Annotated in this window: 24 protein-coding genes; 18 read left to right on the top strand and 6 right to left on the bottom strand. The window is 71.6% G+C overall.

Features of this window, described 5'->3' with window-relative positions; all coding sequences use genetic code 11:
• Positions 1–45 precede the first annotated feature (45 nt).
• The 8 genes from K8556_RS24695 (at position 46) to K8556_RS24660 (ending at position 9363) form a co-directional block, all read left to right on the top strand.
• Positions 46–1536: a long-chain fatty acid--CoA ligase gene (locus K8556_RS24695; protein WP_223742536.1), complete on the top strand. Its 1491-nt coding sequence runs from the start codon at positions 46–48 to the stop codon at positions 1534–1536.
• Between the two features lie 165 nt (positions 1537–1701).
• A complete protein-coding gene (locus tag K8556_RS24690) occupies positions 1702–2439 on the top strand; it encodes a response regulator transcription factor (protein ID WP_223742535.1) in 738 nt (245 codons plus the stop codon).
• A complete protein-coding gene (locus tag K8556_RS24685) occupies positions 2436–3869 on the top strand; it encodes a HAMP domain-containing sensor histidine kinase (RefSeq protein WP_223742534.1) in 1434 nt (477 codons plus the stop codon). The genes K8556_RS24690 and K8556_RS24685 overlap by 4 nt, the downstream gene beginning before the upstream one ends.
• A gap of 45 nt (positions 3870–3914) precedes the next feature.
• Positions 3915–5246 carry an efflux RND transporter periplasmic adaptor subunit gene (locus K8556_RS24680; protein ID WP_223742533.1) on the top strand — a complete coding sequence of 444 codons (1332 nt, stop codon included), beginning with the start codon at positions 3915–3917 and terminating at the stop codon, positions 5244–5246.
• A 70-nt stretch (positions 5247–5316) separates the two neighbouring features.
• Positions 5317–6063, top strand: coding sequence for an ABC transporter ATP-binding protein (locus K8556_RS24675; RefSeq protein ID WP_223742532.1), 747 nt, complete (start codon positions 5317–5319; stop codon positions 6061–6063).
• Positions 6060–7292 (top strand): ABC transporter permease, encoded by a 1233-nt coding sequence (locus K8556_RS24670; RefSeq protein WP_223742531.1) that lies wholly within the window; start codon positions 6060–6062, stop codon positions 7290–7292. The genes K8556_RS24675 and K8556_RS24670 overlap by 4 nt, the downstream gene beginning before the upstream one ends.
• On the top strand, positions 7292–8647 hold the full coding sequence (locus K8556_RS24665; RefSeq protein ID WP_223742530.1) for a TolC family protein: 1356 nt from the start codon (positions 7292–7294) through the stop codon (positions 8645–8647). The genes K8556_RS24670 and K8556_RS24665 overlap by 1 nt, the downstream gene beginning before the upstream one ends.
• Positions 8648–8997: 350 nt before the next feature.
• The gene (locus K8556_RS24660) at positions 8998–9363 is read left to right on the top strand and encodes a helix-turn-helix transcriptional regulator (protein ID WP_014400592.1); all 366 of its coding nucleotides are present in this window, start codon (positions 8998–9000) and stop codon (positions 9361–9363) included.
• A gap of 18 nt (positions 9364–9381) precedes the next feature.
• On the opposite strand, the gene K8556_RS24655 is transcribed toward K8556_RS24660, so the two are convergent.
• Genes K8556_RS24655 through K8556_RS24640 form a run of 4 tightly spaced genes read right to left on the bottom strand, consistent with a single transcriptional unit; the run spans position 9382 to position 14392 of the window.
• A complete protein-coding gene (locus tag K8556_RS24655) occupies positions 9382–10914 on the bottom strand; it encodes a response regulator (RefSeq protein WP_223742529.1) in 1533 nt (510 codons plus the stop codon).
• A complete protein-coding gene (locus K8556_RS24650) occupies positions 10907–12955 on the bottom strand; it encodes a hybrid sensor histidine kinase/response regulator (RefSeq protein ID WP_223742528.1) in 2049 nt (682 codons plus the stop codon). The genes K8556_RS24655 and K8556_RS24650 overlap by 8 nt, the downstream gene beginning before the upstream one ends.
• The gene (locus tag K8556_RS24645; protein WP_223742527.1) at positions 12952–13656 is read right to left on the bottom strand and encodes a hypothetical protein; all 705 of its coding nucleotides are present in this window, start codon (positions 13654–13656) and stop codon (positions 12952–12954) included. Before K8556_RS24645 ends, K8556_RS24650 begins: the two co-directional genes overlap by 4 nt.
• A 4-nt stretch (positions 13657–13660) precedes the next feature.
• Positions 13661–14392 (bottom strand): B12-binding domain-containing protein, encoded by a 732-nt coding sequence (locus K8556_RS24640; protein ID WP_223742526.1) that lies wholly within the window; start codon positions 14390–14392, stop codon positions 13661–13663.
• Positions 14393–14608: 216 nt separating this feature from the next.
• Here K8556_RS24640 and K8556_RS24635 point away from each other — a divergent pair, with 216 nt between their 5' ends.
• Genes K8556_RS24635 through K8556_RS24625 form a run of 3 tightly spaced genes read left to right on the top strand, consistent with a single transcriptional unit; the run spans position 14609 to position 18188 of the window.
• The gene (locus K8556_RS24635; protein ID WP_120565395.1) at positions 14609–15088 is read left to right on the top strand and encodes an RNA polymerase sigma factor; all 480 of its coding nucleotides are present in this window, start codon (positions 14609–14611) and stop codon (positions 15086–15088) included.
• A complete protein-coding gene (locus K8556_RS24630) occupies positions 15085–15927 on the top strand; it encodes an ActD-like protein (RefSeq protein ID WP_223742525.1) in 843 nt (280 codons plus the stop codon). Before K8556_RS24635 ends, K8556_RS24630 begins: the two co-directional genes overlap by 4 nt.
• Complete coding sequence (locus K8556_RS24625; protein ID WP_223742524.1) at positions 15924–18188, top strand: caspase family protein; 2265 nt, start codon at positions 15924–15926, stop codon at positions 18186–18188. The genes K8556_RS24630 and K8556_RS24625 overlap by 4 nt, the downstream gene beginning before the upstream one ends.
• Positions 18189–18231: 43 nt before the next feature.
• On the opposite strand, the gene K8556_RS24620 is transcribed toward K8556_RS24625, so the two are convergent.
• Complete coding sequence (locus K8556_RS24620) at positions 18232–18735, bottom strand: hypothetical protein (RefSeq protein ID WP_223742523.1); 504 nt, start codon at positions 18733–18735, stop codon at positions 18232–18234.
• Positions 18736–18998: 263 nt separating this feature from the next.
• On the opposite strand from K8556_RS24620, the gene dnaN reads away from it, so the two are divergent.
• The 7 genes from dnaN to K8556_RS24585 all read left to right on the top strand — a co-directional run bounded on the left by dnaN (position 18999) and on the right by K8556_RS24585 (position 26233).
• Complete coding sequence (dnaN, locus tag K8556_RS24615; protein ID WP_207054127.1) at positions 18999–20105, top strand: DNA polymerase III subunit beta; 1107 nt, start codon at positions 18999–19001, stop codon at positions 20103–20105.
• A gap of 112 nt (positions 20106–20217) precedes the next feature.
• A complete protein-coding gene (locus tag K8556_RS24610) occupies positions 20218–21435 on the top strand; it encodes a hypothetical protein (RefSeq protein WP_223742522.1) in 1218 nt (405 codons plus the stop codon).
• A gap of 81 nt (positions 21436–21516) precedes the next feature.
• Entirely contained in the window at positions 21517–22248 is a 732-nt protein-coding gene (locus tag K8556_RS24605) for a hypothetical protein (RefSeq protein WP_223742521.1), read from the top strand.
• Positions 22241–23308 (top strand): site-2 protease family protein, encoded by a 1068-nt coding sequence (locus K8556_RS24600; RefSeq protein ID WP_223742520.1) that lies wholly within the window; start codon positions 22241–22243, stop codon positions 23306–23308. The genes K8556_RS24605 and K8556_RS24600 overlap by 8 nt, the downstream gene beginning before the upstream one ends.
• 92 nt (positions 23309–23400) lie before the next feature.
• Positions 23401–24099, top strand: a complete 699-nt coding sequence (locus tag K8556_RS24595) for a hypothetical protein (protein WP_223742519.1) — start codon at positions 23401–23403, stop codon at positions 24097–24099.
• Positions 24096–25004 (top strand): type VI immunity family protein, encoded by a 909-nt coding sequence (locus K8556_RS24590; RefSeq protein WP_223742518.1) that lies wholly within the window; start codon positions 24096–24098, stop codon positions 25002–25004. The genes K8556_RS24595 and K8556_RS24590 overlap by 4 nt, the downstream gene beginning before the upstream one ends.
• Positions 25005–25102: 98 nt before the next feature.
• Positions 25103–26233, top strand: a complete 1131-nt coding sequence (locus K8556_RS24585) for a DNA replication/repair protein RecF (RefSeq protein ID WP_223742517.1) — start codon at positions 25103–25105, stop codon at positions 26231–26233.
• Here the strand turns inward: K8556_RS24585 and K8556_RS24580 are convergent.
• A complete protein-coding gene (locus K8556_RS24580; RefSeq protein ID WP_223742516.1) occupies positions 26230–26613 on the bottom strand; it encodes a hypothetical protein in 384 nt (127 codons plus the stop codon). The two genes, K8556_RS24585 and K8556_RS24580, sit on opposite strands and share 4 nt — an antisense overlap.
• Between the last annotated feature and the right edge of the window lie 203 nt (positions 26614–26816).

The following is a 26816-nucleotide window of genomic DNA, read 5'->3' as shown; positions in this document are numbered from 1 at the left end:
CGCGCCGAGACGTGGTCGTCGGTTTTCGAGCCGGTCGTTCGTCCTATGCCCATCGTCCACGACTGGCTGGCCCGGCGGGCTTCGCTCGCCCCGGAGCGCACGGCGCTCGTTGATTCGCTCCGGGGTGGGCGGCGCATCTCGTGGGCGGAGTGGCATGACTCCGTCCACCGGACCGCGCTGCTGCTCCGCGGGCTGGGCGTGGGGGTGGGCGACCGCGTCTCCGTCCTGGCCTACAACGGCGTGGAGACGCTGGACCTCGTGTTCGCGTGCGCCAGGCTGGGCGCCGTGCTCCAGCCGCTCAACTGGCGCCTGGGCGTGGAGGAACTCCACGGCCTGCTCTCCGACGCCGCCCCCTCCGTCGTCTGCTTCGGGCCGGAGTTCCGCGCCCAGGCCGACGCCCTGCGCCCCCGGCTCCCGGCCCACTGGGTCTGCCTGGCGGATCCGCTCTTCTGCTCCCGCGAGGCCTTGTCCGGAGCGCTGCCCTCCATCGAACTGGAGGCGGATGCGCCCTGGGTGCTGTGCTCCACCGGCGGGAGCACCGGCCTTCCGAAGTCCGCCGTGCTCACGCATGGCTCGCTCACCGCCAATGCCGTGAACACCGTCGTCAGTTGGGGCCTCACCCAGGACGACGTGGCGCTGCTCAACGCGCCCCTGTTCCACACCGGCGGCCTCAACGTCTTCACGCTGCCCCTGGTGTACGTGGGCGGCGCCTCCGTCGTGTGCCGCGCCTTCGACGTGGCGCAGACCCTGGACCTCATCGACTCGGGCGACGTGAACCTCGTGTTCGGCGTGCCCACCATGTTCATCGAGATGCAGCGGCACCCCCGCTTCGAGGCCGTGGACTTCTCCCGCCTCAAGCTGCTCATCAGCGGCGGCGCCCCCTGTCCCGCCCCCGTCTTCGAGCGCTTCTTCGCCCGCGGCATCGCCTTCCGCACCGGCTACGGCCTCACCGAGGGCGGCCCCAACAACTTCTTCCTCCCCGACACCGTCATGCGCTCCCACGCCGGCTTCGTCGGCGTGCCCCTCTTCCACGTCGAGGCGCGCATCGACGGCGAACAGCGCCCCGGCGACGTGGGCGAGCTGCTCCTTCGCGGCCCCCACCTGTGCGCCGGCTACTGGCGCCGCCCGGAGGAGACCGCTCGCGCCTTCGTGGACGGCTGGCTCCACACCGGCGACCTGGCCTCCCGCGACGCCCGGGGCTTCTTCCGCATCGAGGGCCGCGCCAAGGACCTCATCATCTCCGGCGGCGAGAACATCCACCCCTCCGAGGTCGAGAGCGTCCTCGCCGGCCACCCCGACGTCGCCGAGGTCGTCGTCATCGCCGTCCCCGACCCGAAGTGGGGCGAGGTCCCCCGCGCCCTCGTCGTCCCCCGGCCCGGCGCCATGCCCACCCTGGAGGCCCTGACGGCCTTCTGCGCGGGCCGGCTTGCCCGCTACAAGCTGCCCCGGACGCTGCGGCTGCTGGAGGCCCTGCCTCGCACCCCGGCGGGCAAGGTGGACCGGCGGGCGCTCACCCGGCTGCACGGCGAGCCCTGAATTTCCGTCTGTTGCGGCCGTCCCCCCGGACAGCCCCCGGGATGTCCCGCCGGACCTCCGTTCGTAATATTTCGTCATGGGCCCGTAGCCCCCTGGAAATGTAGGGGTGGGACGTTGCAGGTCGCGGCCCGGACGCGGACCGCATCCCTCGCGGAGACCCGACCCATGGAGACGACCCCACGCCCCACGAGTTCCGAGGAAGCCACCATCCAGGTGCTCCTCGTCGAGGACGATGAGCGCCTGGCGCGGCTCACCGCCCGCTACCTCCAGGAGCACGGCATCATCGTCACCGTCTCCGCCTCCGGCACCGACGCGCTCCTCCAGACGGCCCGCCACACCTTCGACGTCATCCTCCTGGACCTCATGCTCCCCGGCCGCGACGGCCTGGAGGTCTGCCGCGAGCTGCGCACCCGCACGGACGTCCCCATCATCATGCTCACCGCGCGCGGCGAGGAGGCGGACCGCGTCCTGGGTCTGGAGTCCGGCGCGGACGACTACCTGCCCAAGCCCTACTCGTCGCGCGAGCTGCTCGCCCGCATCCGCGCGCAGGTGCGCCGCGCTCGCGGCAAGGTGGGCCCCACCAGCCACCCCGTGCACGCGGGCCGCCTGGTGCTGGACCCGCGCAGCCTGAGCGCGTCCCTGGACGGCAAGCCGCTGTCGCTCACCACCTACGAGTTCAGCCTGCTGCGCGTGCTGGCCGAGCGCGCCGGCCGCGTCCTCAGCCGGGAGCAACTGCTCGACCTGGTGAAGGGCAGCGCGGACGAGGTGTTCGACCGCTCCGTGGACGTGCACATCTTCCGCCTGCGCCAGAAGCTGGAGGTGGACCCCCGCAACCCGCGTCTGCTCAAGACGGTCCGCGGCGCCGGTTACATGCTGGCCACCGGGACCGAGGCGGAGCCGTGAGGTTCTTCCGCCTCCCCATGGGCCTGCTCCCCCGCATCTACCTGGTGGGGGTCATCCAGATCGTCCTCGTGGGCGTGTCGCTCATGCTCGCGCGCGACCTCTTGCGCAACGAGTCCTGGCGCAACCGCTTCGACGACGAGCTGTCCTACTTCGTCGACGAGTGGTCCACCCTGCGCGACCACCCCGCCGCGCTCCAGGCGTCGCTCGACCGCGCACAGCAGCGCATGGGCATGCGCGTCACCCTGCGCGCCGCGGACGGCACGCTGCTCGGCAACACGCGGCCGGACCCCGCGCCCCCGGTGGGCCCCGAGGAGCTCGCCGCCATCACCTCGCGCGTCACCCGCAGCGGCCCGCGCGGCCCCTTCCCCGGCCCCGGTGGCCCTGGCCGCATGCTGGTGGTGAGCCCCTTCCCCGGCCCCATCCAGGTCTATGCCGCCGTGTCCCTGCCGCCTCCGCCGCCCCCGCCGGACGGCGACCGGCAGACGGCCATCATCGTGGGGCTCGTGCTGGCGTGCACCGCCATCACCTCCGTCGCCTTCGCGCGCACGCTCGCGGGCCCGCTGGAGAAGCTGGCCAGCGCGGCGCGCGCGTTCGGCGCCGGGCGGTTGGATGTTCGCGCGGGCCTGCGCCGCAAGGACGAGCTGGGCCTGGTGTCCGAGGCCTTCGACGAGATGGCCGGCCGCATCACCCAGCTCCTGCGCTCGCAGAAGGAGCTGCTCGCCAACGTGTCCCATGAGCTGCGCACGCCCCTGTCCCGCATCCGCGTGGCGCTGGACCTGGCCGCGGAGGGCGACGCGCAGACCGCGCGCGAGCTGCTGCCCGACATCACCGAGGACCTGTCGGAGCTGGAGCGCCTGGTGTCCGACGTGCTCACCACGTCCCGCCTGGAGCTGGTGACGGACGGCGCGAGCGGCGTGCCCCCCCTGCGCCTGGAGCGCGTGGACGCGAACGCGCTGCTGGACAAGGCCGCCGCCCGCTTCCACACCGCCCGGCCGAAGCACCGGCTGGAGGTCCAGGTGGACGGCACGCTGCCCGCGCTGGAGGCGGACCCGGTGCTGCTGCGGCGCGTGTTGGACAACCTGCTCGACAACGCGGGGAAGTACTCGGAGCCCGGCACCACCGTGACGCTGCACGCCCGGGCGGTGGGGGACAGCCTCCAGGTGGACATCCAGGACCAGGGCATCGGCATCGAGGCGCAGGACCTGTCGCGCGTGGGCACGCCCTTCTTCCGCACCGACCGCAGCCGCGCCCGCACCACCGGCGGCGTGGGCCTGGGGCTGGCGCTGGTGCGCCGCATCCTGGAGGCCCACCACGGCCGCCTCACGCTGGAGAGCCAGCCGGGGCAGGGCACCACCGCGCGCGTCGTGCTCCCCGGAGCGGGGGCGGCGGACTCGGCGGAGGGCCGCCTCGCCGCGGGTCATCTTTCGTAATAGAGACGAGATTCGCCGAAACATTTCAAAACGTAGAGAAGGGGCATGAAGGCCTTGAGCGAGATGCCGCGAGAAGCGCCGGCCCTGGCGCCGGTGGAGCTGGATGAGGACGCGGGGCGCAAGCGCGGCGTTCCGCGCTGGGCCTGGGTCCTGGCCATCCTGGTGGTGGTGGGCGCGGGGGTGTTCTGGCGCATGCGCGCCGGGAACCCGGCGGACGCCATCACCTACGAGACGACCCCCGCCGAGGCCCGGAAGCTCACGGCCAAGGTGACGGCCACCGGCACCGTGGCGGCGCTGGTGACGGTGCAGGTCGGCAGCCAGGTCTCCGGGCGCATCCAGGAGCTGATGGTCGACTACAACTCGCAGGTGAAGAAGGGGCAGGTCATCGCCCGCATCGACCCGCAGTTGGTGCAGGCCGCGCTGGACCGGGCGAAGGCGAACATGACGGCCTCGCGCGCGAACCTCCAGAAGGCGCGCGTCAACGCGGACGTGGCGAAGAAGCAGGCGGAGCGCTCGCGCGAGCTGCGCGCCCAGCAGTTCATCTCCCAGTCCGAGCTGGAGACGGCGGAGTCCGCCGCCGCCAGCGGGCAGGCCGAGGTCACGGCCGCGGAGGGCGCGGTGGCCCAGGCGCAGGCCGCGCTCAACGAGGCGCAGGTGAACCTCAAGTACACGACCATCGTGTCGCCCACGGACGGCATCGTCATCTCGCGCAGCGTGGACGTGGGCCAGACGGTGGCCGCGTCCCTCCAGGCGCCCGTGCTCTTCACCATCGCGGAGGACCTGCGCAAGATGCAGGTCAACACCAGCATCGCGGAAGCGGACGTGGGCAAGCTGCGGCCCGGCCAGAAGGCCACCTTCACCGTGGACGCCTTCCCGGGGGAGACCTTCGAGGGCACCATCCGGCAGATCCGCAACGAGGCCATCACCGTGCAGAACGTGGTGACCTACCTGGCCGTCATCGACGTGCCGAACCCGGACCTGAAGCTCAAGCCGGGCATGACGGCCAACGTGACCATCGTCACGCAGCAGAAGGACCAGGCCCTGTCCGTGCCCAACACGGCCTTGCGCTACCGCCCCGCGCCGTCTCCGGACGCGCCCGCGCAGGCCCCGGTCCCGGCCGGCATGCGCACCGTCTACGTGCTGCGCCGCCAGCCGGAGCAGAAGCCGCGGCCCGTCGCCGTGAACGTGCGCACCGGCATGACGGACGGCACGTTCACGGAGGTGGTGGAGGGTGGATTGAAGGCCGGCGACCGCGTCATCACCGCGGCGAACGCGCCCGCGGGCTCGACGTCACCGGGGGCCTCGGGCGGCAGCCCCGTGGGCGGGCCGGGCGGCGGCCGGGGCATGGGCGGCGGCATGCGCCGGGGCCCGTTCTAGGCCCGGGCGCGCTCCCATCACGTTCGTCACACAGGCACCGAGGGCAGGGGAAGGGACGGAAGGCAGACCGATGGACGCGGACACGAAGCGGGCACCCCCCGTCATCCAGCTCAAGAACGTGGCGAAGGTGTACAAGTCCGGCGACGTGGAGGTGCGGGCCCTGCGCGGCGTGGACTTCACGGTGGAGCCGGGGGAGTTCGTCTCCATCATGGGCTCCTCCGGTTCGGGCAAGTCCACGCTGATGAACATCCTGGGCTGCCTGGACCGGCCCACCTCCGGGGAGTACCTGCTCAACGGCCGCGAGGTGGCCCGCCTGGACCGCGACGGCCTGGCGCGCGTGCGCAACCGCACCCTGGGCTTCGTCTTCCAGAGCTTCAACCTGCTGGCGCGCACCACCGCGCTGGAGAACGTGGAGCTGCCCATGCTGTACGCGGGCGTGCCCTCCAAGGAGCGCCGCGCGCGCGCGAAGGAGGCGCTGGAGCGCGTGGGGCTGGGGGCCCGGTTGGATCACCACCCGAAGCAGCTCTCCGGCGGTCAGCAGCAGCGCGTGGCCATCGCGCGGGCGCTGGTGGGGCGGCCCCGGGTCATCCTCGCGGACGAGCCCACGGGCAACCTGGACTCGCGCACCACGGTGGAGGTGATGGCGCTGTTCCAGCAGTTGCAGAAGGAGGGCATGACACTGGTGCTGGTGACGCACGAGCCGGACGTGGCCGAGTACACCCAGCGCATCGTGGTGGTGAAGGACGGGCGCATCGTGAATGACAGACGCCAGACGCCGAACCCGGCGGTGGTGCCCGCCGAGGAGGTGGGGACATGAACATCCTGGAGACGCTCGTCCTGGCGCTGCGCGCGCTGTTGCGCAGCAAGACGCGCTCGGTGCTCACCGCGCTGGGCATCATCATCGGCGTGGGCGCGGTCATCGCCATGGTGGCCATTGGCGACGGGGCGAAGGCCAGCGTGCAGAAGGTCTTCGACTCCATGGGCACCAACCTGCTCATCATCCTGCCGGGCTCGTCCCGGTCCGGCGGCGCGCGCGGCGGCTTCGGCAGCCAGCCCACCATCACCTGGGACGACCTGGAGGCCGTGCGCACGCAGGTGTCCAGCGTGCGCGGCGCGGCGCCGGAGATGCGCTCCAACGCGCAGGTGTTCAGCGAGGACCAGAACTGGAACACCAGCATCATCGGCACCACGACGGACTACTTCACCGTGCGCAGTTGGACCATGGCCCACGGCGCGCACTTCACGGACGCGGACAACGAGGCGGGCGCGAAGGTGGCGGTGCTGGGCCAGACGGTGGTGGACAACCTCTACGGCAAGGGCTTCAACCCCGTGGGGCAGGTCATCCGCATCAACAAGACGCCCTTCACCGTGATGGGGGTGACGGCGCCCAAGGGCCAGTCGCCCGTGGGCCAGGACTTCGACAACACGGTGTTCGTGCCGGCCACCACGTTCAAGCGGCAGGTGCAGGCGCAGAGCCTGGGCGCGTACATCACCGGCGCGGTGTTCGTGCAGGCGGTGAGCGCGGACCTCACCGCCAAGGCCCAGGCGGACGTGACGAACCTGCTGCGCGAGCGGCACCGGCTGGGCGAGGACGACGCCAACGACTTCGACGTGCGCAACCTGGCGGAGGTGGCCAGCGGTCAGCAGCAGAGCACGGAGACGCTGAGCCTGCTGCTCGCGGCCATCGCGGCGGTGTCGCTGGTGGTGGGCGGTATCGGCATCATGAACATCATGCTGGTGAGCGTCACCGAGCGGACGCGCGAGATTGGCGTGCGCGTGGCGGTGGGCGCCCGGCCACGGGACATCCTGGCGCAGTTCCTCATCGAGGCGCTGACGCTGGCGGTGCTGGGCGGCATCATCGGCGCGGCTGTGGGCCTGGGCGTGGCGAAGCTGCTCGCCGCGCAGTTCGGCTGGCCCATGCTGGTCCGTCCCGACGTCGCGCTGCTGGCCATCGGGTTCAGCGGCCTGGTCGGGGTCGTCTTCGGGCTGTACCCGGCGCGCAAGGCGAGCCTGTTGGATCCCATCGATGCCCTGAGGTACGAGTGATGCGGTCGCTTCCGTTGACGCTGTCGTTGTGGGTCCTGCCCCTGGCCGTTGGGGCCCAGACGGCCCCGGCCGCCCCGCTCCAGGACGCGGCCGAGGGGCGCGTCATCACCCTGGCGGACGCGGAGGCCGCGGCGCGCCAGCACCAGCCGTCGCTGCGCTCGGCGCAGGCGAGCACCGACGCGGCGTACGCCCGGGTGGACCAGTCCTTCTCCAGCTTCCTGCCGCAGGTGAGCGCCAACGCCGGCTACACGCTGGGCACCAGCAACCGGGCGGTCATCCAGAACGTGCCGGGCAGCGACACCGGCGTGGTGTCCAACTCCACGCGGCGCTTCAGCGGCAGCATCGCCGCCAGCCAGCTCATCTACGACTTCGGCAGGACGAAGGGCCGCTACACCGCGTCCAGGGAGTCCGCGGGCGCGCAGGAGGACTCGCAGCAGCAGGTGCTCCAGGACGCGCTGCGCGACGTGCGCGCCGCGTACTTCAACGTCCTCACGCAGAAGGCCCTGCTGGGCGTGGCGCGCGAGACGCTCCAGAGCGAGGAGGCGCGGCTCAACCAGGTGAACGCGTCCGTGCAGGTGGGCTCGCGGCCGGAGATCGACCTGCTCCAGCAGCGCACCGCGAAGGCCAACGCGCAGGTGGCGCTCATCCGCGCGCAGAACGCGTACGCCACCGCGAAGGCGCAGCTCAACCAGACCATGGGCGTGGAGACGGCCACCGACTACACCGTGCAGGACGTGACGGTGGCGGCCGTGGCGGGCGAGGACGAGGTGCTGGACGCGCTGGTGAAGCGCGCGCTGGAGGCCCGCCCGGACGTCGCCGCGCGCGAGCGGCAGATCTCCGCGCAGGAGTCCCAGGTGAAGGTGACGAAGGCCGGCCACCTGCCCGCCTTGAGCGCCACGGGCAACCTGTCCGACGTGGGGGAGAACCCGTTCAACGGCGCCACGCTGAGCGCGCAGGGCGGCGTCCAGTTGAGCTGGGCGCTGTTCCAGGGCGGGCTCGTCAACGCGCAGACGCGCGAGGCCCAGGCCAACCTGCGCGACCTCCAGGCGCAGAAGGACGCGCTCCGGCAGCAGGTGCGGCTGCAGGTGGAGCAGGCCCGGCTCAACGTGGTGGCCACGCGAGAGGCGCTCACCGCCGCGGAGGAGGCGCGGGTGAACGCGCGCGAGCGGCTGCGGCTGGCCGAGGGGCGCTACCGCGCGGGCGTGGGCAACATCATCGAGGTGAGCGACGCGCAGGTGGCCTTCACCAACGCCGCCGCGCAGCAGGTGCAGGCGACGTACGAGCTGGCCACCTCCCGCGCGGAGCTGGCGCGCGCCCTGGGCACGGTGGAGTTGACCACCCTGGCCTCGCGGTAGGCGCCCCGCGGCGCGGGTGTATCAGGCGACACTGAAAACACGAGCCAACCCTGAAGGGTGGCAGTGGCGGCAGGACGCTCGAACACCGTAGGAAACGGCGGCTCCAACGTCCTGGGTCACCTCCGGACAAGCCCGGAAACGCGCGGGGATGCACCCGCCGGAGGCCGTTTCCAGAGGGCGCTCCGTCTCAAAAGAGCCATGGGTGTCGGGGTTGCCCGGACTCCGAAAGTCCACCTCCCGCGCAGCGACCCTATGGGTGAACAATGGGAGGCTGACCCGGCAAGTTCTGTCTGTCTGCCTCTATACGTCCTATGCCGTCGGCCAAACGTTTCGGGTCGGCAAGCAAAGGCATGGACAAGAAACTCGCAACCACCATCGGCGCATCCGCACGGGTCGCCCGGGGCCGCATGGAGCTTACGCAGGCCGACGTGGCCGAGCGGATCGACGTGGCCACGGAAGTGTACGGCCGCTTGGAACGCGGCGGCATGCTCCCCAGCGTCCAGACCCTGCTGAAGCTGTGCCACGAGCTGCACGTCTCCGCGGACGAGCTGCTGGGACTCGCGGCGCAGGGCGCTCCGCCGTCGCGCACCAGCGAGGCCCCGCCGCCCACGCCGGAGCGTCCGGAGGTGCGCCGGCTGTTGCGCAGCGTGCGTCAACTGGACCCCGCCCAGGTGAAGCTGCTGGGCCTGGTGGCCAACGCGCTGACGCGGCGGTAGCCACCTCTCCTCCCGCTTTCAGAGGTTCGACAGGACGCGGTCCAGGTCCGCGGGCCGCACCGGCTTGGTGAGGTGCACGTCGAACCCGGCCTTCAGGGCCTGCTGGTAGGTGTCCGCGTCGCCGTAGCCGCTGAGCGCCACCAGCCGCAGGTTCTGCCCCACGCGCGCGCGCAGCGTCCGCGCCACCTGGAAGCCGTCCAGCCCCGGCAGGCCAATGTCCACCAGCGCCAGGTCCGGCGCGTGCTCCATGGCCAGCTCCACGCCCCGCACGCCGTCCTGGGCCACCGCCACCTGGTGACCCCACAGCTCCAGCAGGTCGCGCATGGACTGGCGCGCGTCCGAGTTGTCCTCCACCAGGAGGATGCGCCGCGCGCGCCGCGCGTCCAGCAGGTTCGTCCCCGTCACCTGGGGGACCCGGTCCGCGGGGAGCAGGGGCAGCCGCACGACGAACTCGCTGCCCTGGCCCGGGCCGCCGCTGGCCGCCTCCACGCTGCCGCCGTGCATCCGCACCAGCGTGCGCACCAGCGTGAGGCCAATGCCCAGCCCCCCGCGCGAGCGCTCCAGCGAGGTGTCCGCCTGGGCGAACAGCTCGAACATGGCGGGCAGCTTCTCCGGCGAGATGCCGATGCCGGTGTCCTTCACCCGCAGCACCGCCTGCGCGTTGCCGTCCACGCCCTCCTGGAACAGGTCGATGGTGACGCTGCCCTCGTCCGTGTACTTGGCCGCGTTGTCCACCAGGTTGGTGAAGACCTGCTCCAGGCGCGTGGCGTCGCCCTCCAGCCACAGCGGCGCGCGGGGCAGGTGGACCTCCAGCTTCAGGCCGCGCGACTCCACGCGGGGGCGCAGGATGGCGAGGAGCTGCTGGAAGGTGGCCGTCAGGCTCACCGGCTCCTTGCGCAGCTCCACCTTGCCCCGGGTGATGCGGCTGACGTCCAGCAGGTCATCCACCAGCCGCGCCAGGTGGTGCGTCTGGCGCTGGATGATGCCGTGCATCCGCGCCTCCTTGGTGTCCGAGGGCGCCTTGCGCTCCAGGATGCCAATGGCCGTCATGATGGCGGCCAGCGGGTTGCGCAGCTCGTGGGCCAGCATGGCCAGGAACTCGTCCTTGCGCCGGTCCATCTCGATGAGCTGATCCGTGCGCAGCCGGGCCTGCTGCTCCGCGTGGCGCAGGCGCAACAGCGAGCGCACCGTGGCGATGAGCTCCGACGGCTCGTAGGGCTGGGTGAGGTACGCGTCCGCGCCGCCCTCCAGGCCCTGCACCTTCTTGTCCGGCGTGACGAACGTCGCGGACGTGTGCATCACCGCGATGGAGGCCGTGGCCGAGTTGGCCCGCAGCCGCGCGCAGACCTCATAGCCGCTGATGTCCGGCAGCTTCACGTCCAGGACGATGACGTCCGGGCGGTGCTCCTCGGCGATGAGGAGCGCCGCCATGCCGGTGGCCGCCTCCAGCACGTGGTAGCCGGACATCTCCAGGATGCGGTTGACCAGGTAGCGGTTGGCCTCGTCGTCGTTGACGTTGAGGACCGTCGCCAGACGCGCCTCCTCAGCCACGGGGGTTCACCTCGCGCACGTCCCGGTTCCCCAGCCCCGCCTTGGACAGGGCGTCGCGGATGCGGGTGATGGCCACCTCCCGGCTGAGCGTGTGCTTGGCCAGGATGGCGGAGGTCTCACGCGCCAGCCGCTGGCGCTCCGCCTCCTGCAACTGGTGGGAGGTGTGCAGGATGATGGGGATGTCGCGCGTGCGCGGGTCCGCCTTCAGCTCGTCCAGCACGTCGAAGGCGGTGATGTCCGGCAGCACGAAGTCCAGGAGGATGAGGTGCGGGGCGTTCTCACGGGCGATGCGGACGCCCTCGCGGCCGTTGGACGCCTCCAGCAGGTGGAAGGGCGTGTCCTTGAGCAGTTGCTTGAGCAGGTAGCGGTGCACGTCGTCGTCGTCGATGATGAGCAGCCGCTCCACCGGCCCGGTGCGCGCCATGGCGGCCAGCTTCTTCTGCAGGCGGACCTCGTCCACGGGCTTGAGCCAGAACTCGTCCGCGCCCAGGGCGCGCGCCTTCTGCTCGCGGTCCGTCACGGTGACGACGAGGATGGGGATGTCGCGCGTCTGCTCCCCGTTCTTCATCTCCGCGAGGAAGCTCCAGCTCGTCTCGCCCTCCAGCATCACGTCCAGCACCATGGCCGCGGGGCGCACGCGCTGCATCACCTTGCGCGCGTCCTCCACGCTGCGCACGGGCAGCACCTGGAAGCCGGAGCGCGCCAGGTACTTCTCGTAGAGGAAGAGCGTCTGGCGGTCGTCCTCCAGCACCAGCACCGGGGCGCGCGAGGGGTCCAGCTTCTCGCTGCGCTGGGTGAGCCCCGTCATCTCCGAGACCTCCGGGTGGACGCGCGGCAGGGTGATGACGAAGGTGGAGCCCTCCCCCAGCCGGCTCTGCACGGTGAGCGTGCCGCCCAAAAGCTCCGTCAGCTTGCGCGCCAGGGGCAGGCCCAGGCCGGTGCCCTTCACGCGCCGCTGCAGGGGGCTGTCCACCTGGATGAACTCCTCGAAGACGCGGTCGTGGTTCTCCGGCGCGATGCCGATGCCCGTGTCCTTCACGGTGAACACCACCGTGTCGCGCGGGCCCGGGGCCGCGGACACCGTGACGGCGCCGGACTCGGTGAACTTGAGCGCGTTGGAGATGAGGTTGCGCATCACCTGGCTGAGCTTGGCCTCGTCCGTCTCCAGCTCCAGGGGCTCCTCCGGCTCCACGAAGTCGAGCGCCACCGTCGAGTCCGGCGGCAGCAGGGGCCGCGTCATGCCGCGCAGCGCGCTGATGAGGTCGGACGCGACGAAGCGGCTGTGGCGCAGCGTCGTCTTGCCGGACTCCACCTTGGACAGGTCCAGGAGGTCGTTGACCAGCTCGAAGAGGGCCTCCGCGGAGCCGCGGATGAACTGGACCTGCTTCTCCTGCTCCGGCGCGAGGCTGCCGTTGAGCGGGTTGAGCAGCACCTTGGACAGGCCGAGGATGGAGTGCAGCGGCGTGCGGAACTCGTGGCTCACGTTGGCCACCACGCGGCTCTTGATTTCGGACGCGCGCAGGAGGCTCTCCGCCTTCTCGTCCAGGGCGGCGTGCAGGCTGCGTACGCCCTTGTTGGACTCCTCCAGCTCGCGGTTGAGGCGGGCCAGCTCCTCCGCGCGGCGCTTGAGCTCGTGCTGCTGGCGCTCCGTCTCGCGGTGGAGCGCGGACAGCTCTCCCAGCGTGGTGCTCACCTGGGTGAGCGCGGCGCCGTAGTCCTCCGGCACCAGGCTGCCCACCAGCGCGATGCCGCCCTCGTGCGGCCGGGCGCGGAAGGCGAACGCGGTGGGCTGGTGCTGGCTCTGGAGGATGAGCTCCCAGCCGTCCACGGCCTCGTCGCGCGCCTGCACGAGCAGCTTCTCCACCTTGCTCTCGCTGCCGGGGCTCGCCAGGTCCTTCAGCGCCTGTCCGGGCTTGACGCCCAGGATGCGCGCGGCGCGCTCATCGCGCCAGACGACCGTCCCTTGCGCATCGCAGGCCAACGCCAGCTCGCGGCTGAGGGATTCGAAAATCCCGGAGGCGCGGTCATCTTCCTTCATCATGAGTGCGTCTCCTCCCACGAATCGGGCATCCGCGCGAGCAGCGTCCGCGCTTCGGGGGGGCCGTCCCGCAGGGCTGCCCTCAGGGCGTCCAGGAGGTGTGCAAGGTTCAGGGGAGACAAACCCCGCTGGGGCCAGAAGCCCTCGTACCAACGCAGATGCGCATGCCACAGGTCGTCACGGCCCAGGGCGAGCGCATCCGCGAGGTAGGACAACTGGAGGCGCACCTCTTGTTCCAGGCGGGGGCGGCTTCCGGGGGGCAGCGGACCCTCCGTCCGCCGCACGACCGCGCTGATGATGGCGGCGGCGTCCGCCTCCACGGCGTGTGCGGGGCCGTCCTTGTAGCGAAGCGCCTGGCGGGCGGACTGGACGTACGCGTGGGGCAGCGAGCCCGGGCCGAAGCCCTCCGCCTGGAGCGCGCGGTCGAGCCCCTCGAAGTGTTGGTCCAGGTGCAGCGAGCACATGCCTCGCGTGACGAGCAGGGTGCGCAGCCAGCGCGCGTAGTCCTCCAGGATGGCGGGGCGCTCCGCGTCCAGGGCCTGGACGAGGTAGCGCACGTGGAAGACGGCGTCCTCGTCCCCGAAGCGGCGGGCGCGCGGGAGTCCGTAGCGCGCGGCCCAGAACGGATCCTCGTACAAAGCTTGAACGGAAGCGGAAGCGAGCGGCGTGGTCCGCGCTTCCACCTGGAGGCTCACGTGCGACATGGCGTCAGACTCCCAGGATGCGGCAGGTGGAGGCGACCAGCTCGCGGACGCTCTTGCCGAAGAAGGACACGGCCAGTTCCTCTTCGAGCACGGGGCCCCAGTCGAAGGCGAGTCCGCCCACGGCGATGGGCAGGGCCGGAGACACCTCGCGCACCTTGCGCACGGCCTCGCGGACCTGGGGCATGTGGAAGGGCATGGTGACGGAGAGGGCCAGCAGGTCGGGCGGGGACTCGCGCACCATGCGGGCCAGGTGGTCCGCGGGCACGTTGGCGCCGAGGAAGCGCACGTCGAAGCCGGCCATCTCCAGGAAGTCGCTGGCCATGCGCGCGCCCACTTCGTGAAGTTCGCGCTCCACGCACGCCATCATCACGACCTTGCCGTTGGACGGGTCGCGGGGAAGGTGGCGGTACAGGTGGGCCAGGACGTACTGGGAGATGGCGGTGGCCAGGTGCTCCTGGGCCACGGAGATGACGTTCTCCTGCCAGAGCCGGCCGATTTCGTACTGGGCCCCCTGGATGACGTCCAGGTGGAGCTCCTGGAGGGGGACGCCGCACAGCAGGCCCTCGTCCACGAGCAGGCGCAGCGCTTCCTGGCGGTTGCCGGAGAGCTGCGCGGCCAGGTACCGCGCCCGCAGCGAGTCGATGGCAGGGGTCGTTTGGATCACGTGAGCCGGTAGCGGAAGGGGCAGGGTAGAGACGTTCCAGCTTCCGTTAAACCCCGGAGCGCTCCCCCGCATCCGGAATCGAACAGTCCCCAGTCCCGAGGAGCGAACGGTTGCTTTTCCGCTTGCAGGTCAAGCGAACTCCCGGGTGGGGCGCAAGGAAGCCGGGAATTCCCGGCCCGGGGTGGCCGGGGTGGGTGGAAACGGGGTAGGGACGCCGCTTTCGTCACAGGGCCGGTGACAGATTTCGGGGGCACCGGTGTTCCCCTGGCCAACCGGGAGGCGTGCGCGGTGTCCGTCGATGTGGAGGCCTATTACCGACGCTATGGGCCCCAGGTGCTCCGGCGCTGCCGCTTCCTGCTGCGCGACGAGGAACAGGCCGTGGACGCCATGCATGACGTGTTCGTTCAACTGCTGCGCTACCAGGCCGCGCTGAAGGACGCCGGGCCCTCCAGCCTGCTGCATCAGATCGCCACCCGCGTGTGCCTCAACCGCCTCCGCGGCGCGAAGCGGCGCCCCGAGGACCGCGACGATGAGCTGGTGCTCCGCATCGCCGCGTCCGGCGACACCGAGGCGCGCACCGCCGCCCGGGGCCTCCTGGACCGCCTCTTCGGCCGCGTCCCCGCGTCCAGCCGCGACATCGCCGTGCTCCACCTGGTGGACGGCATGACGCTGGAGGAGACCGCCCGCGAGGTGGGCCTGTCCGTGTCCGGAGTGCGCAAGCGCCTCCGGGCCCTGTCCGCTGTCCTGCAGGAGCTGGAGGCCGCATGACGTCCCCCCACCGCACCCCGGACTGGCTGCTGGAGCGAATCGCCCTGGGGGAGCTGCCCCCGGACGAGCTCGCCGCCGCCCGCGACCGCCTGTCCCGCGAACCGGACGGCCCCGCCCGCCTCGCCGCCCTGGAGGCCGACTCGCGCGCCACCCTGGAGGCCCTGCCCCCTGACCGCGTCGCCCGCGAGGTGCAGGCCCGCTTCGCCCGCGCCGGCTCGCCCGCCGCCACGCCCCGCGCCGAGGCCCCTCCGTCGCGCCCTTCCTGGCGCTTCCTGCCCGCCCTGGTGCCGGTGCTCGCCGCCGCGACCCTCGTCGTCCTCGTGAGGCCGGGGGCGTCGTCCCAGCAGCAGGAGGCGCGCGACCCCTGGGCGGCGACGGGCACCCCCGGCGTCCTGGAGCCCACGCGCAGCAAGGGGCTCCAGCCCCGGCTCGACGTGCACCGCCAGGCCGGCACCCGCACCGAGCACCTCACCGACGGCGCCCCCGCCCAGGCCGGTGACGTGGTGCAGTTGTCGTACACCGCCGCCGGCCACGCCCACGGCGTCATCCTCTCCGTGGATGGCCGGGGCACCGTCACCCCGCACCTGCCCGCGCTGGGGGACACGTCCGCGCCCCTGGAGCGCGGCGGCTCGCACCTCCTGCCCCGCGCCTACGAGCTGGACGACGCCCCCGGCTTCGAGCGCTTCTTCCTCGTCACCTCGGACGCCGCCTTCGACCTGGAGGGCGTGATGGCCGCCGCGCGCGTGCTCGCCGCGTCCCCCGAGGCGCGCACCGCGCCGCTGACCCTGCCCGCGGGCCTGGGCCAGACCTCCTTCCTGCTGGAGAAGCCCTCCCCATGAGAGCGCTCGTCATCCTCCTGTTCACGCTGGGCGCGGCCCCCCCCGCGCGCGCCGCCGAGGCCGCGCCCGTGCGCCGGCTGGCCCTGCTCGTGGGCGTCAACGACGGCGGCCCGGAGCGCGTGCGGCTGCGCTACGCGGAGACGGACGCGAAGGCCTTCTCCACGGTGCTGTCGGAGCTGGGCGGCGTGCTGCCCCAGGACCGCGTGCTCCTCACGGACGTGGACCGCGCGGGCGTGCTCGCCGGCTTCGACCGCGTGCGCCGCCTGGCGGAGGGCGTCCGCACCGCGGGGGCCCGCCGCGTGGAGGTGCTGCTGTACTACTCCGGCCACTCGGACGACGAGGGGCTGCTGCTCAAGGGCCAGCGCCTGGACTACGGCGAGCTGCGCCGCTCGCTGGAGGGGCTGCCCGCGGACGTGCGCATCGCGGTGCTGGACTCGTGCGCGTCCGGCGCGTTCGCGCGCAAGAAGGGCGGCGTCTCGCGGCCCGCGTTCCTGGTGGACTCCGCCATCCAGGTGAAGGGCCACGCCATCCTCACCTCGTCCAGCGCGGACGAGGCGTCGCAGGAGTCGGACCGGCTGGGCGGCTCGTTCTTCACGCACCACCTGCTGTCCGGCCTGCGAGGCGCCGCGGACGTCACCCACGACGGCCGCGTCACCCTCACGGAGGCCTACCAGTTCGCCTTCCACGAGACGCTCTCGCGCACCGAGCGCACGCAGGGCGGCGCGCAGCACCCCAACTACGACATCGAGCTCGCCGGCACCGGCGACCTGGTGATGACCGACCTGCGCGCCACCACCGCGGGCCTGGTCCTCACCGAGCCGCTGGAGGGCCGCCTGTACGTGCGCGACGCGGTGGGCACGCTGGTGGTGGAGGTGCAGAAGCAGTCCGGCCGCGCCACCGAGCTGGGCCTGGCCCCCGGCGCCTACCGCGCCCGGCGCGAGTGGGACGGCGGCGTGTCCGAGGCGGCCTTCACGCTGAAGGAGGGCATGCGCACGCCGCTCGCCCCCGGCGACTTCCTGGGCGTGGGCCACGAGGCCACCGTGATGCGCGGCGGTGGCGGCGGCATGTCCTTGTCTCCTCAGGGGCGCGTCCAACTGCCGGTGAACCTGAGCCTGGTGCCGTCGATGAGCACCAACACGCTGCGGGCGGGCCGCGCGCCGGTGGAGAACCGCTTCGCGCTGGGCATCGTCAACGGCGGCGCGGCGCTGGGCGGCGGCCTGGCGCTGGGCCTGGCGGGCAACGTGTACGACGCGGAGGTGGCCGGCCTGGCGCTGGCGCTGGGCTTCAACACGTCCGGCGGCGACGTGGATGGCGGGCAGTTGTCGCTGGTCACCAACGTGGCGGGCGGCGCGGTGCGCGGTGCCCAGGCGTCGCTGGGGCTCAACGTGGCCAACGGGGACGTGGACGGTATCGGGCAGTGGGCCCTGGGCGCCAACGTGGCGCGCGGCGCGCTGGGCGGCGTTCAGGCGGCGCTGGGCGCCAACGTCACCACGGCGGACGCCACCGGGGTGCAGTTGTCACTGGGTGTCAATCACGCCAACGGCACCCTGAGGGGCGTGCAGTTCACGCTGGGCGCCAACTCCGTGGCGACGGCCGCGCGGGGCCTCCAGGGGGCGGTGCTGCTCAACCGCGCGCCGTCCCTCACCGGCATGCAGTTGGGGTTGATCAACGTGGGCGGCGACGTGTCCGGCATGCAGTTGGGGTTGATCAACGTCGCGGACACGGTGCACGGAATGCAGTTGGGGCTGGTCAACGTCTCCGACGAGGTGAGCGGCGTGCCGGTGGGCCTGGTCTCCTACGAGAAGAAGGGCCAACTGCACCTGGAGCTGTTCGGCAGCGACGTGCAGCTCACCAATCTGGCGCTGAAGTTCGGCGGCAGGCACTTCTACACGACGCTGCTCGCGGGCATCGGCCCGGACGACCGCTTCCAGCGCTTCAGCCTGGGGCTGGGCCTGGGCGGGCACATCCCGCTGGGCTCGCGCTTCTGGGTGGACGTGGACGTCGCGGCCAGCCAGGTGCTGTCCACGCGGGATCCGTTCTCCAGCGCGTCCAACACCCTGCTGTCCCAGGCGCGCGCCATGCTGGGCTTCCAGGTGATGCCCCGGCTGGCCGTGTTCGCCGGCCCCACCTACAACGTGGCCTTCGCCTGGGGCACGCCGGAGTTCGCGAAGCTGACCACGCTGCCGGTGCGCTCGCACACCCTGGGCACGGACACGCGCATGCAGCGCTGGCCCGGCTTCCAGGTGGGCGTGCGGCTCTGAGCTTCGCGCGGGACCGCGTGGGACGCGGTCCCGGGGAGGCGCCTCAGCCGACGATGCGGGTGGCGCGCAGGACGATGGCGTCGCCCGCGGGGCCGGCCTTGAGCCGCTTGTCCAGCGAGCCCTCCACCTTGAGGCCGGGGCCGCCCTTGGAGGCGCGCTGCATGAGCTCCCCCAGCTTCGCGTCGTCCCCGCCGGTGATGGCCGTCAGGTCGATTTCATGGATGGACTGGAGCTTCTTGTCCGGCGCGTCCGCGCTGAACAGGTCGTAGTGGTCGCAGGGCGGCGCGAAGCAGCGCTTCCCGTTGTCCTTGATGATGTAGACGGTGCTGGGGCTCATGGTGGCGTCTCCGGGTGAGGGGGAGGGGGCGGCCGTGCCGGGCTCGTTGGCGGCGCCCGAGGGTGCGTCCGCCCCGGTCCGCTTCAGCTCGGTGGGGGCCTCCGCGCCGGACACGTCGCCGGACGGCTGCGCGGTGGGGGAGGACGGCGTGCTGCACGCCACCGGGCCGAGCACGAGCACGGCGGACAGGATCAGGGAGCGGGCGTTCATGGCGACTCCAGAAGGAGGACGGGGTGCCCTCCTTCAACGCGGGAGGTGCACGGCCGGGTCCACTCTGCCCGGCCGCGCGCCCGCCTGCCAGGGCGACAGGGGCGATTTTCCTCCATGTCCTACATGGCCCCCCGGAGAGTCCGGAAGAGGGCGAAGCCGGCCGCGAAAGGGCAAGCAAGACGGTGGAAGGGCCCCCCCGTTCGTTGTACACCCGCGCCCCAAGAGATCGGCCTCCGGGGCCGTGACCTGTAAGGACGCCCACGATGGAATTCCGCATCGCCGCCGACGAGCTGAAGAAGGCCCTCTACCGCGCCCAGGGCATCGTGGAGCGCAAGACGACGATGCCCATCCTCGCCAACGTGCTGCTCACGGCGAACAAGGGCAGCATCACGGTCACGGCCTTCGACCTGGACATCGGCATCGTGTCCGAGCACGCGGCGGACGTGTCCAAGCCGGGCGCCGTCACGCTGAGCGCGAAGTACGTCTTCGACATCGTCCAGAACCTCCCGGACGCGGAGGTCACGCTCAAGAAGCTGGCGAACAACTACGTCGACATCTCCTCCGGCTCCGCGCACTTCAAGATCGTCGGCATGGCCGCCGAGGAGTACCCGAAGCTGCCCAAGGAGGAGAACGCTCCCCTGGTGCAGATCTCCGGCAACGTGCTGCTGGAGATGATCAAGAAGACCCAGTTCGCCATCTCCAGCGACGAGACGCGCTACATCCTCAACGGCGTCTTCTTCGAGCCGCAGCAGAGCGGCAAGGTCCGCATGGTGGCGACGGACGGCCACCGGCTGTCGCTCATCGAGCGCGAGATGTCCGGCGACTTCAAGCTCAAGAGCGGCGTCATCATCCCGCGCAAGGGCCTGATGGAGCTCAAGCGCCTGCTGGACGAGGCCCCGGACGCGGAGTGCCACCTGGGGTTCGCGGAGAACTCGGCGCTGTTCAAGAAGCCGGGCCTCACCATGGTGATGCGCCTCATCGACGGGCAGTTCCCCGAGTACCAGCGCGTCATCCCCAAGGAGGGCGAGAAGGTCGTCCTCGTGCCGAAGGTGCGCCTGCTGGAGGGCCTCAAGCGCATCGCGCTGCTGTCCGCGGACAAGAGCAACGCCATCCGCATCGGCCTGGAGAAGGGCAAGCTGCTCATCACCGCCAGCAACCCGGACCTGGGTGAGGCGCGCGACGCGCTGGACGTGGACTACAAGGGCAACGACATCACCATCGGCTTCAACGCCCGTTACCTCATGGACGTCCTGGGCGTGACGGAGACGGATGAGGTCAGCTTCGAGCTGGGTGACGAGCACAGCCCGGGCGTGCTGCACGGCCCCGGCGACCGCAGCTTCACGGCCGTGGTCATGCCCATGCGCGTCTGAGCCGACGCGGTCGTCCAACTTCCCACGTCGGCGGGACGCCACCGTTCCAAGCCCGACGCTCCGCGCCGTGGGGAGGCCTGCGCCCCGCGCGGGGGGCCCTTATGATGAGGGCGTGGCCACCCGTCCAGACGACCTGAGAGCGCGGCTGGAGGACCGGGCGGACCTCCTGGAGGCCACGCGCCTGCGCTACCGCGCGCTCAAGGGGGTGCTGGAGTCCTTCTTCTGGAAGGACCGGATCCGCAACCACTTCGAGCTCTTGCGCGAGGTGGCCGCCGACCAGCCGGAGGTGGACGCGACGCTGGCCGCGATGCGCCGCCGCGTGGAGGCGGAGGGCTGGCCGCGAGACGCCGCCCCCGTCCGGTTGATGCACGAGGTGGAGCGCCTGCGCGAGGCGGTGGAGCGCGCGGCGGAGCGGCGGCTGTCCGCCAGCGCCCCCCCGGCTCCCGACGCGGAGGACGCAGGGCCCGCGACGTTGGGAGCGCGGCTGCTGCGCCTGGAGGCGGAGGTGCTGGACGCGGCGCCCTTCCTGGGCGGCCGGGTGTGGGCCCAGGCGGTGGAGCTGTTGCCGCGCAACCTGCCGGAGCTGCGCGCCGCGTGCGCCGCGGGCGAGGTGTTCGAGCGGGTGTTCAAGCGCCCGGTGACGGAAGGGGCGCCGGCCTTCTCCGACGACGAGGCGCGGGAGCTGGCCCGGGCGCTGCCCCTGGGCGCCGCCGCGCTGGTGGCGCTGTGGGAGCGGCTGGAGCGGTATGACAGCCGGGGGCGGGTGAAGGACTTCCTCCAGCGGCGCATGCGCCGGGCGCCGACGCGGGTGGCGCGCAGCGGGCCGGAGCTGCTGTTGCACGCGGCCTTCTGGCACGACGTGGCGCGGGTGCGGGTGCGCGCGGTGCTGGAGGCGGAGCTGGCGCCGGTGGTGCCGCGCGAGGCGGAGCTGCCCGCGCTGCTGTCCTGGAGGGCCGCGCTGTCGGAGGACCCGGCGCTGCGGCTGTCCGCGAGGAGCGTCTTCACGGAGGGGCGCGCGGGCCTGGTGGAGACGGCGGCGGCGCTGGCGGCCCTGTCTCGCGAGCGGCCCCGGGGCGCGTGGAGCGAAGAGGTGGCGTGGTCGCGGCTGGAGCAGGCCGCGCTGAGGGCGCGCGCGGAGGACGGGCCGGAGGCGGAGGCCCTGCGGGACGCCCTGCGCCTCTTCGTGATGCTGCGAGGCCAGGCGCGCACGCCCGCGCGGCTGTTCTCACCGGAGCACGCGAAGCCCGCCGGGGGAGACGTGGCGCGCAACGGGGACCTGGTGGCGCTGGTCCAGGCGGCGCGGCACGCGGCGCTGAAGCAGGGCGGCTGAAGACAGACACCGGTTTGGGGACGGTGCGAGGCTTCTGTTAGGTTGTCAGGGCTGCTTCCTTTTCCTGTCGTCACCCCGCCCATGACCCAGCCAGTTCCTCCGCCGGCCTCCGACGAGGCATCGCTGCAGTTCGACCGCGCCGAATTCGCCGAAGCGCCCGCGGCGCCGAAGTGCTCCTTCTGCCAGCGCGCCATCAAGAGCGTGTATTACGACTTGAACACGCGCCTGCTGTGTCCCGAGTGCCGCGAGCAGGTGGAGGCCGAGCTGACGGGCGGCTCGAAGTCAAAGCGCGCCCTGAAGGCGGCGGTGTTTGGCTTTGGCGCGGCCATCGCGGGGGCGCTCGTCTACTGGGTGGTGGGCCTGACGGGCTACAACATCGGCCTCATCGCCATCCTGGTGGGGTGGATGGTGGGGACGGCGGTGTTCAAGGGCTCGGAGTCGCGCGGCGGCTGGTTCTACCAGGCGCTCGCGGTGGGGCTGACGTACTTCGCCGTGGCGGCCTCGCTCGCGCCGGATGTCTACAAGGAGCTCACGACACAGCCTCCGGCCGAGGTGGCGGCGGACGCGCCTGCCGGGGAAGCGGAGTCCTCTCCCGCGGCCAACGTGGTCCTCGCGGGAGTGATTTCCGTGGCGGCGCCGGTGCTGGTGGGAATCAACAGCCCCATCTCCGGGCTCATCTACGGCTTCGCGCTGTTCGAGGCGTGGCGCCGCACGAAGCGGACGGAGCTGAGCATCGCGGGGCCGTTCAAGCTGGCGGAGGCGCCGGCCGAGGGCGAAGCCGCGCCCGCGGAGCAGGAGCGGTCCGTTGGCTGAGGCGCTCGCGGTATCGCTCCCCACGCAGCGGTGTGAGGGGTGTGGTTCGGAGCTGGCGCCCCGGCTGCTCACGTGTCCGTCGTGCCGGAAGCTGGTGCACGGGAAGCGGCTGACGCAACTGGCGACGGATGCGCAGGCTGCGTCAGCGCGGGGCGCGCCGCTGGAGGCGCTGGCGCTGTGGCGTGAGGCATTGGAGTTGTTGCCGCCGGACACGGCGCAGCACGCGCGGGTGACGGCGCGGGTGACGGCGCTGAGCCAGCAGGCGGATGCGCAGGGGTTGGCGGCGCCGCTGGCGGAGGCGGAGCGCAAGCGTTCGGGGATGCCGAAGGTGTTGGCCAGCATGGGCGCGGTGGGCCTGATGCTGTGGAAGTTCAAGTTCGTGCTGGCGCTGCTGCTGGGCAAGGGGAAGCTGCTGCTGCTCGGGCTCACGAAGGCGAGCACGCTGTTCTCCATGCTGTTCGCGGCGAGCGTGTACTGGACGATGTGGGGCTGGAGCTTCGCGCTGGGGCTGGTGGCCTGCATCTACGTGCACGAGATGGGGCACGTGGCGTCGCTGCGCCGGCTGGGCATGAGGGCGGACGCGCCCATGTTCATCCCGGGCCTGGGCGCGTTCGTGCGTCTGAAGCAGGTGCCGGTGGATGAGCGCGAGGACGCGCGAGTGGGGCTCGCGGGGCCCATCTGGGGCAGCGCGGCGGTGGTGGTGACGCTGGTGGCGGCGGTGCTGACGGGGTGGAAGGCGCTGGGCGCCATCGCGCACTTCGCGGCATGGATGAACCTGTTCAACCTGGTGCCGGTGTGGCAACTGGACGGCTCGCGCGGGTTCCGGGCCCTGGCGCGCCAGCAGCGATGGCTGGTGGTGGCCGTGGTGGGCGCGACGTGGTTCGCCACCGGAGAGAGCCTGCTCCTGCTCATCGCGGGTGTGGCGGCGTACCGGGCCCTGCTCACGCCCGCGTCGGAGAAGGGCGACCGCCGCACGCTGGTGGAGTTCTGCGCGCTGGTGGTGGGCCTGGGCGCGCTGGGCTGGGCCGCGCAGCACTGGACGGGGGCGGCGGCGCTGTGAACGCGACGGTGAAGCTGTGTGCGGCCGTGGTGTTGCTCACCGGCTGCGCTGGCGGAAGTGCACGGCGCTCCGCGCACGGGGACCTGCGCTTCGTGGACACGGAGACCGCCGCGAGGCTGCGCCATGCGGCCGTGGTGGCGGAGCAGGGCGCCCCTTCCACCACGGCCTCCGTCCTGGTCCAGGCCGCCCCGGTCATCCTCGGCCTGATGCAACAGGACCACGGCGCGGATGAGTTGGAGGAGCGGCTCGTGGAATGCGCCGTCCAGGCCGAGCGTCTGGGCAACGCGCGTTTCTTCCAGAACCGTCCTCCGACACGGCAGGAGTGCAGCGAGGTGGTGGGGCGCGACCGCTGCGGCAACCCCATCACGCGGGCCATGCAGCTCGGAAAGCAGAAGCACGTCCTGGTCCTCCAGTGCGCGGAGGAGGTGCTCAAGGAGCTATGGGCCGCGCCGTACAGCATCGAGCAGCGCTATCGCTACTATCCCAATGCCCGATTCGTGGAGACGATCAGCCGGGAGAAGGAAGCGCGGATGCTCGCCGAGGGCTGCACCGATGAACTCCGGGGAACGATCAAGCCGGATCTCGTCCTTCATGCGGACCGCAATCTGCTCGAGTCCGCGCTCACCCTGGACTTCAAATTCCCCTGCCCTGAGAGCAACGAACCTCGGTGGACCGAGTATGGAACGAGCAGTCCCTACGCTGGAAAGACGCAGAAAAAGGTATACGAGGGGGCGCTGGGTGGGAGAGCCCTGCTCGTTTCTCCTCGCGATGGAGTGGTGAACCGGCCATGAGCGAGACCTTCCCCTCCCTTCGTCTTCATTCCAGGGGTGGCACGGTCGTGGCCCGCGACGGTGTCGTGGTCTCGTTCTTCATGCCTCATGACCACAAGCTCGTGGCTCAGGTGTGTTGGCGGGCCTTGGAAACCTATCTCCGCGCTGTCCCGTCCCAGTCGCTGAACTGGTACGGCGCGGAAGATGGGGACGTCCTTGAACTGGATGAGGACGGATGGGAGGTCATTCGCAAGAAGATGGTGGATCGGCCCTCGCGCCTAGCCTGGCACGTCAGCTTGTTCGACCTGCCCGGAGGAACCGGAGGGTATCAGTTCGAGTACCACAGCAATCGGGTCCAACTTCCGCTCTGCGTTGGGTCCTCCACCGCGATGTCTTTCTCGTTCCCGACCGAATTCCTCCTGGAACAGGGACCCCAGCGGATGCGGGCCCTGGTGTTGGAGCTGGCCCGGGAGCTGCCCTTCCATTTCGGCTACGCGAGCTTCGCCCTTGTCCCGCAGGATGGCTCCTGGTCCGCTGGAAAGTGGCAGCTCCTGGATGAATACTCTGCGCGCTATCTGGGTGTGGACCTGTCCACGACCGCCGACATGGGTGACGTCATCGGGCTCCACGCCCTGGGCGCGCACTGGCTCACCTTCCTGGGCCCGCCGCTGCTGGAGCGGATGGGAGGCACCGAAGCGCTGCGGCAGGCACTGCCGTTCCCGGAGGTCTCCCTCCTCCCCATGGAACAGGAGCGCCTGCTGGTCACCCTGAGCGAATGGCCCCAGGCCATCGACATCGAGCAGGAACCCGTTCCGCCCCAGTACCGCGCCCTGGCCTGCTTCCTGAAACCCTTCATGTACACGTCAGGAGAGGACGCCGGCATCGAGAACTACCTGGACCGCTGGCGGCGACGGCTCTGTCCGTGACGCCCCCGCGCCCACCAACCGAGCGTCACCCGCCGAATCCCGCGCCCCGCCGGCCGCCGCATCTGTAGTACGAAGGTCGGCCCCTTCACGGTGACGCTGTGCGCCTCCTCTCGCTCCAGGTCCAGGACTTCCGCAACCTCCCGGCGGTGCAGCTCGCGCCCAGCCCCCACTCGACCATCGCCGTGGGCCAGAACGGGCAGGGGAAGACCAACCTCCTGGAGGCGCTCTACTTCCTCGCCACCCTCAAGCCCCTGCGCGCCGGCCGCCTCTCCGAGCTCGTCCGCTGGGGCTCCCAGGCCGCTCGCGTCACCGGCCGCTTCCTCCTCAAGGGCGCCGAGCGTGAAATCTCCGTCGAGGTCGGCGGCGGCACCCGCCAGGCCCTCGTGGACGGCAAGAAGGCCGCCAGCCTCGAGGACTACTTCGGCGGCGTCTCCGTCGTCGCCTTCACCCCGGATGACCTGGAGGTCATCAAGGGCGGCCCCGACGCGCGCCGCGCCTTCCTCGACCGCGCCGTCTTCAACCGCTTCCCCGCCTTCCTCAAGGAGAGCCGCGAGTACGCCCGCGCCCTCAAGAACCGCAACCGCCTGCTGCGTGAGGGCGCCACCGTCGACGCCGCGTACCTGGACGCCTACGACGAGACCCTCGCCCGCGCGGGCGCACGCCTCTACGCCCGCCGCCGCGCCCTGATGGCCGAGCTCGCGCCCCGCGCCCAGGCCACCTTCGCGTCCATCGGCCGCACCGCCGACCCCGCCGTCTACGGCTACCACCCCGCGCACCTCGGCGCCGACTTCGCCCACGCCGACGAGGCCGCCCTCGCCACCGCCCTGCGCGAGGCCCTCTCCGCGCGCCTGCGCCGCGACCTGGACCGCGGCTTCACCTCCGTGGGCCCGCACGTGGACGACGTGTCCGTGACGCTCGGCGGACGCAGCGCGCGCGCCTACGCGAGCCAGGGCCAGCAGCGCGCCCTGGTGCTGGGGTGGAAGATCGCGGAGATTGAAAACCTGGAGGCGGCCATGGGCTTCCTCCCCCTGCTGCTCCTGGATGACGTCTCCAGCGAGCTGGACCCCGAGCGCAATGCCTATCTCATGGGCTACCTGGCCCGGAGCGGCGCGCAGGTCTTCCTCACCACCACCGACGCGGGGCTCGTCCGGGCCGCCGCCGCCAGTGACACCCTCTGGCTCACCGTCCACGCGGGACAGGTGGCCACCGAGTCCCCGTCACAACCCTAGTGCACCCGCCGCCGGTGCCAGGGCCAGTGCACCGACCGCCGATGCGTGTGCTGTGGCAGCTCCTGCCGCGTCACGTGCCCGAAGTACTCGAAGCGGAACTCCGCCCAGAGCAGCCCGAACGCCACCGCGAACAGGAACACCGCCAACGTCAGCCACCACACGGTGCCCACGGCCAGCGCGGCGATGAACAACACCCCCAGCGCCGCGGCGATCCCCAGCGACACGTCCCGCAGGCGCTTCGACTCGCTGAACGCCATCCCCATGGCCAGCATGGAGAGCGCCAGCAGCGGCCACGCCAGCCAGTACGACGTGCGTGCGTACAAATTGGCAATCGACAGCAGGAACAACCCGAATCCGAATATCGCCAGTCCGCCGTCCATCGAATCCTCCTCGTGAGAATCCCCCGGCCCCCGGCTGAACATGCGCCCTCCGCAAGGCCGGGGGCACCCCGCCTCTGCCTTCCGTCCGGAGCCCGTTCAGGGCGGCGGGCCCTCGGCGGGCGCGCGTCCGTGAGTCGACGTTCGCTCCGACGAAGTGCTTGCGGACCCGGCGGGCGTGCACCATGACCATGCCCGCCGTCCTA

This window comes from Corallococcus sp. AS-1-12 (assembly GCF_020036995.1).
Classification (GTDB): Bacteria; Myxococcota; Myxococcia; order Myxococcales; family Myxococcaceae; genus Corallococcus.
Note: the sequence above shows the minus strand (reverse complement) of the source record. Positions and strands in the feature narration are given on the sequence as shown.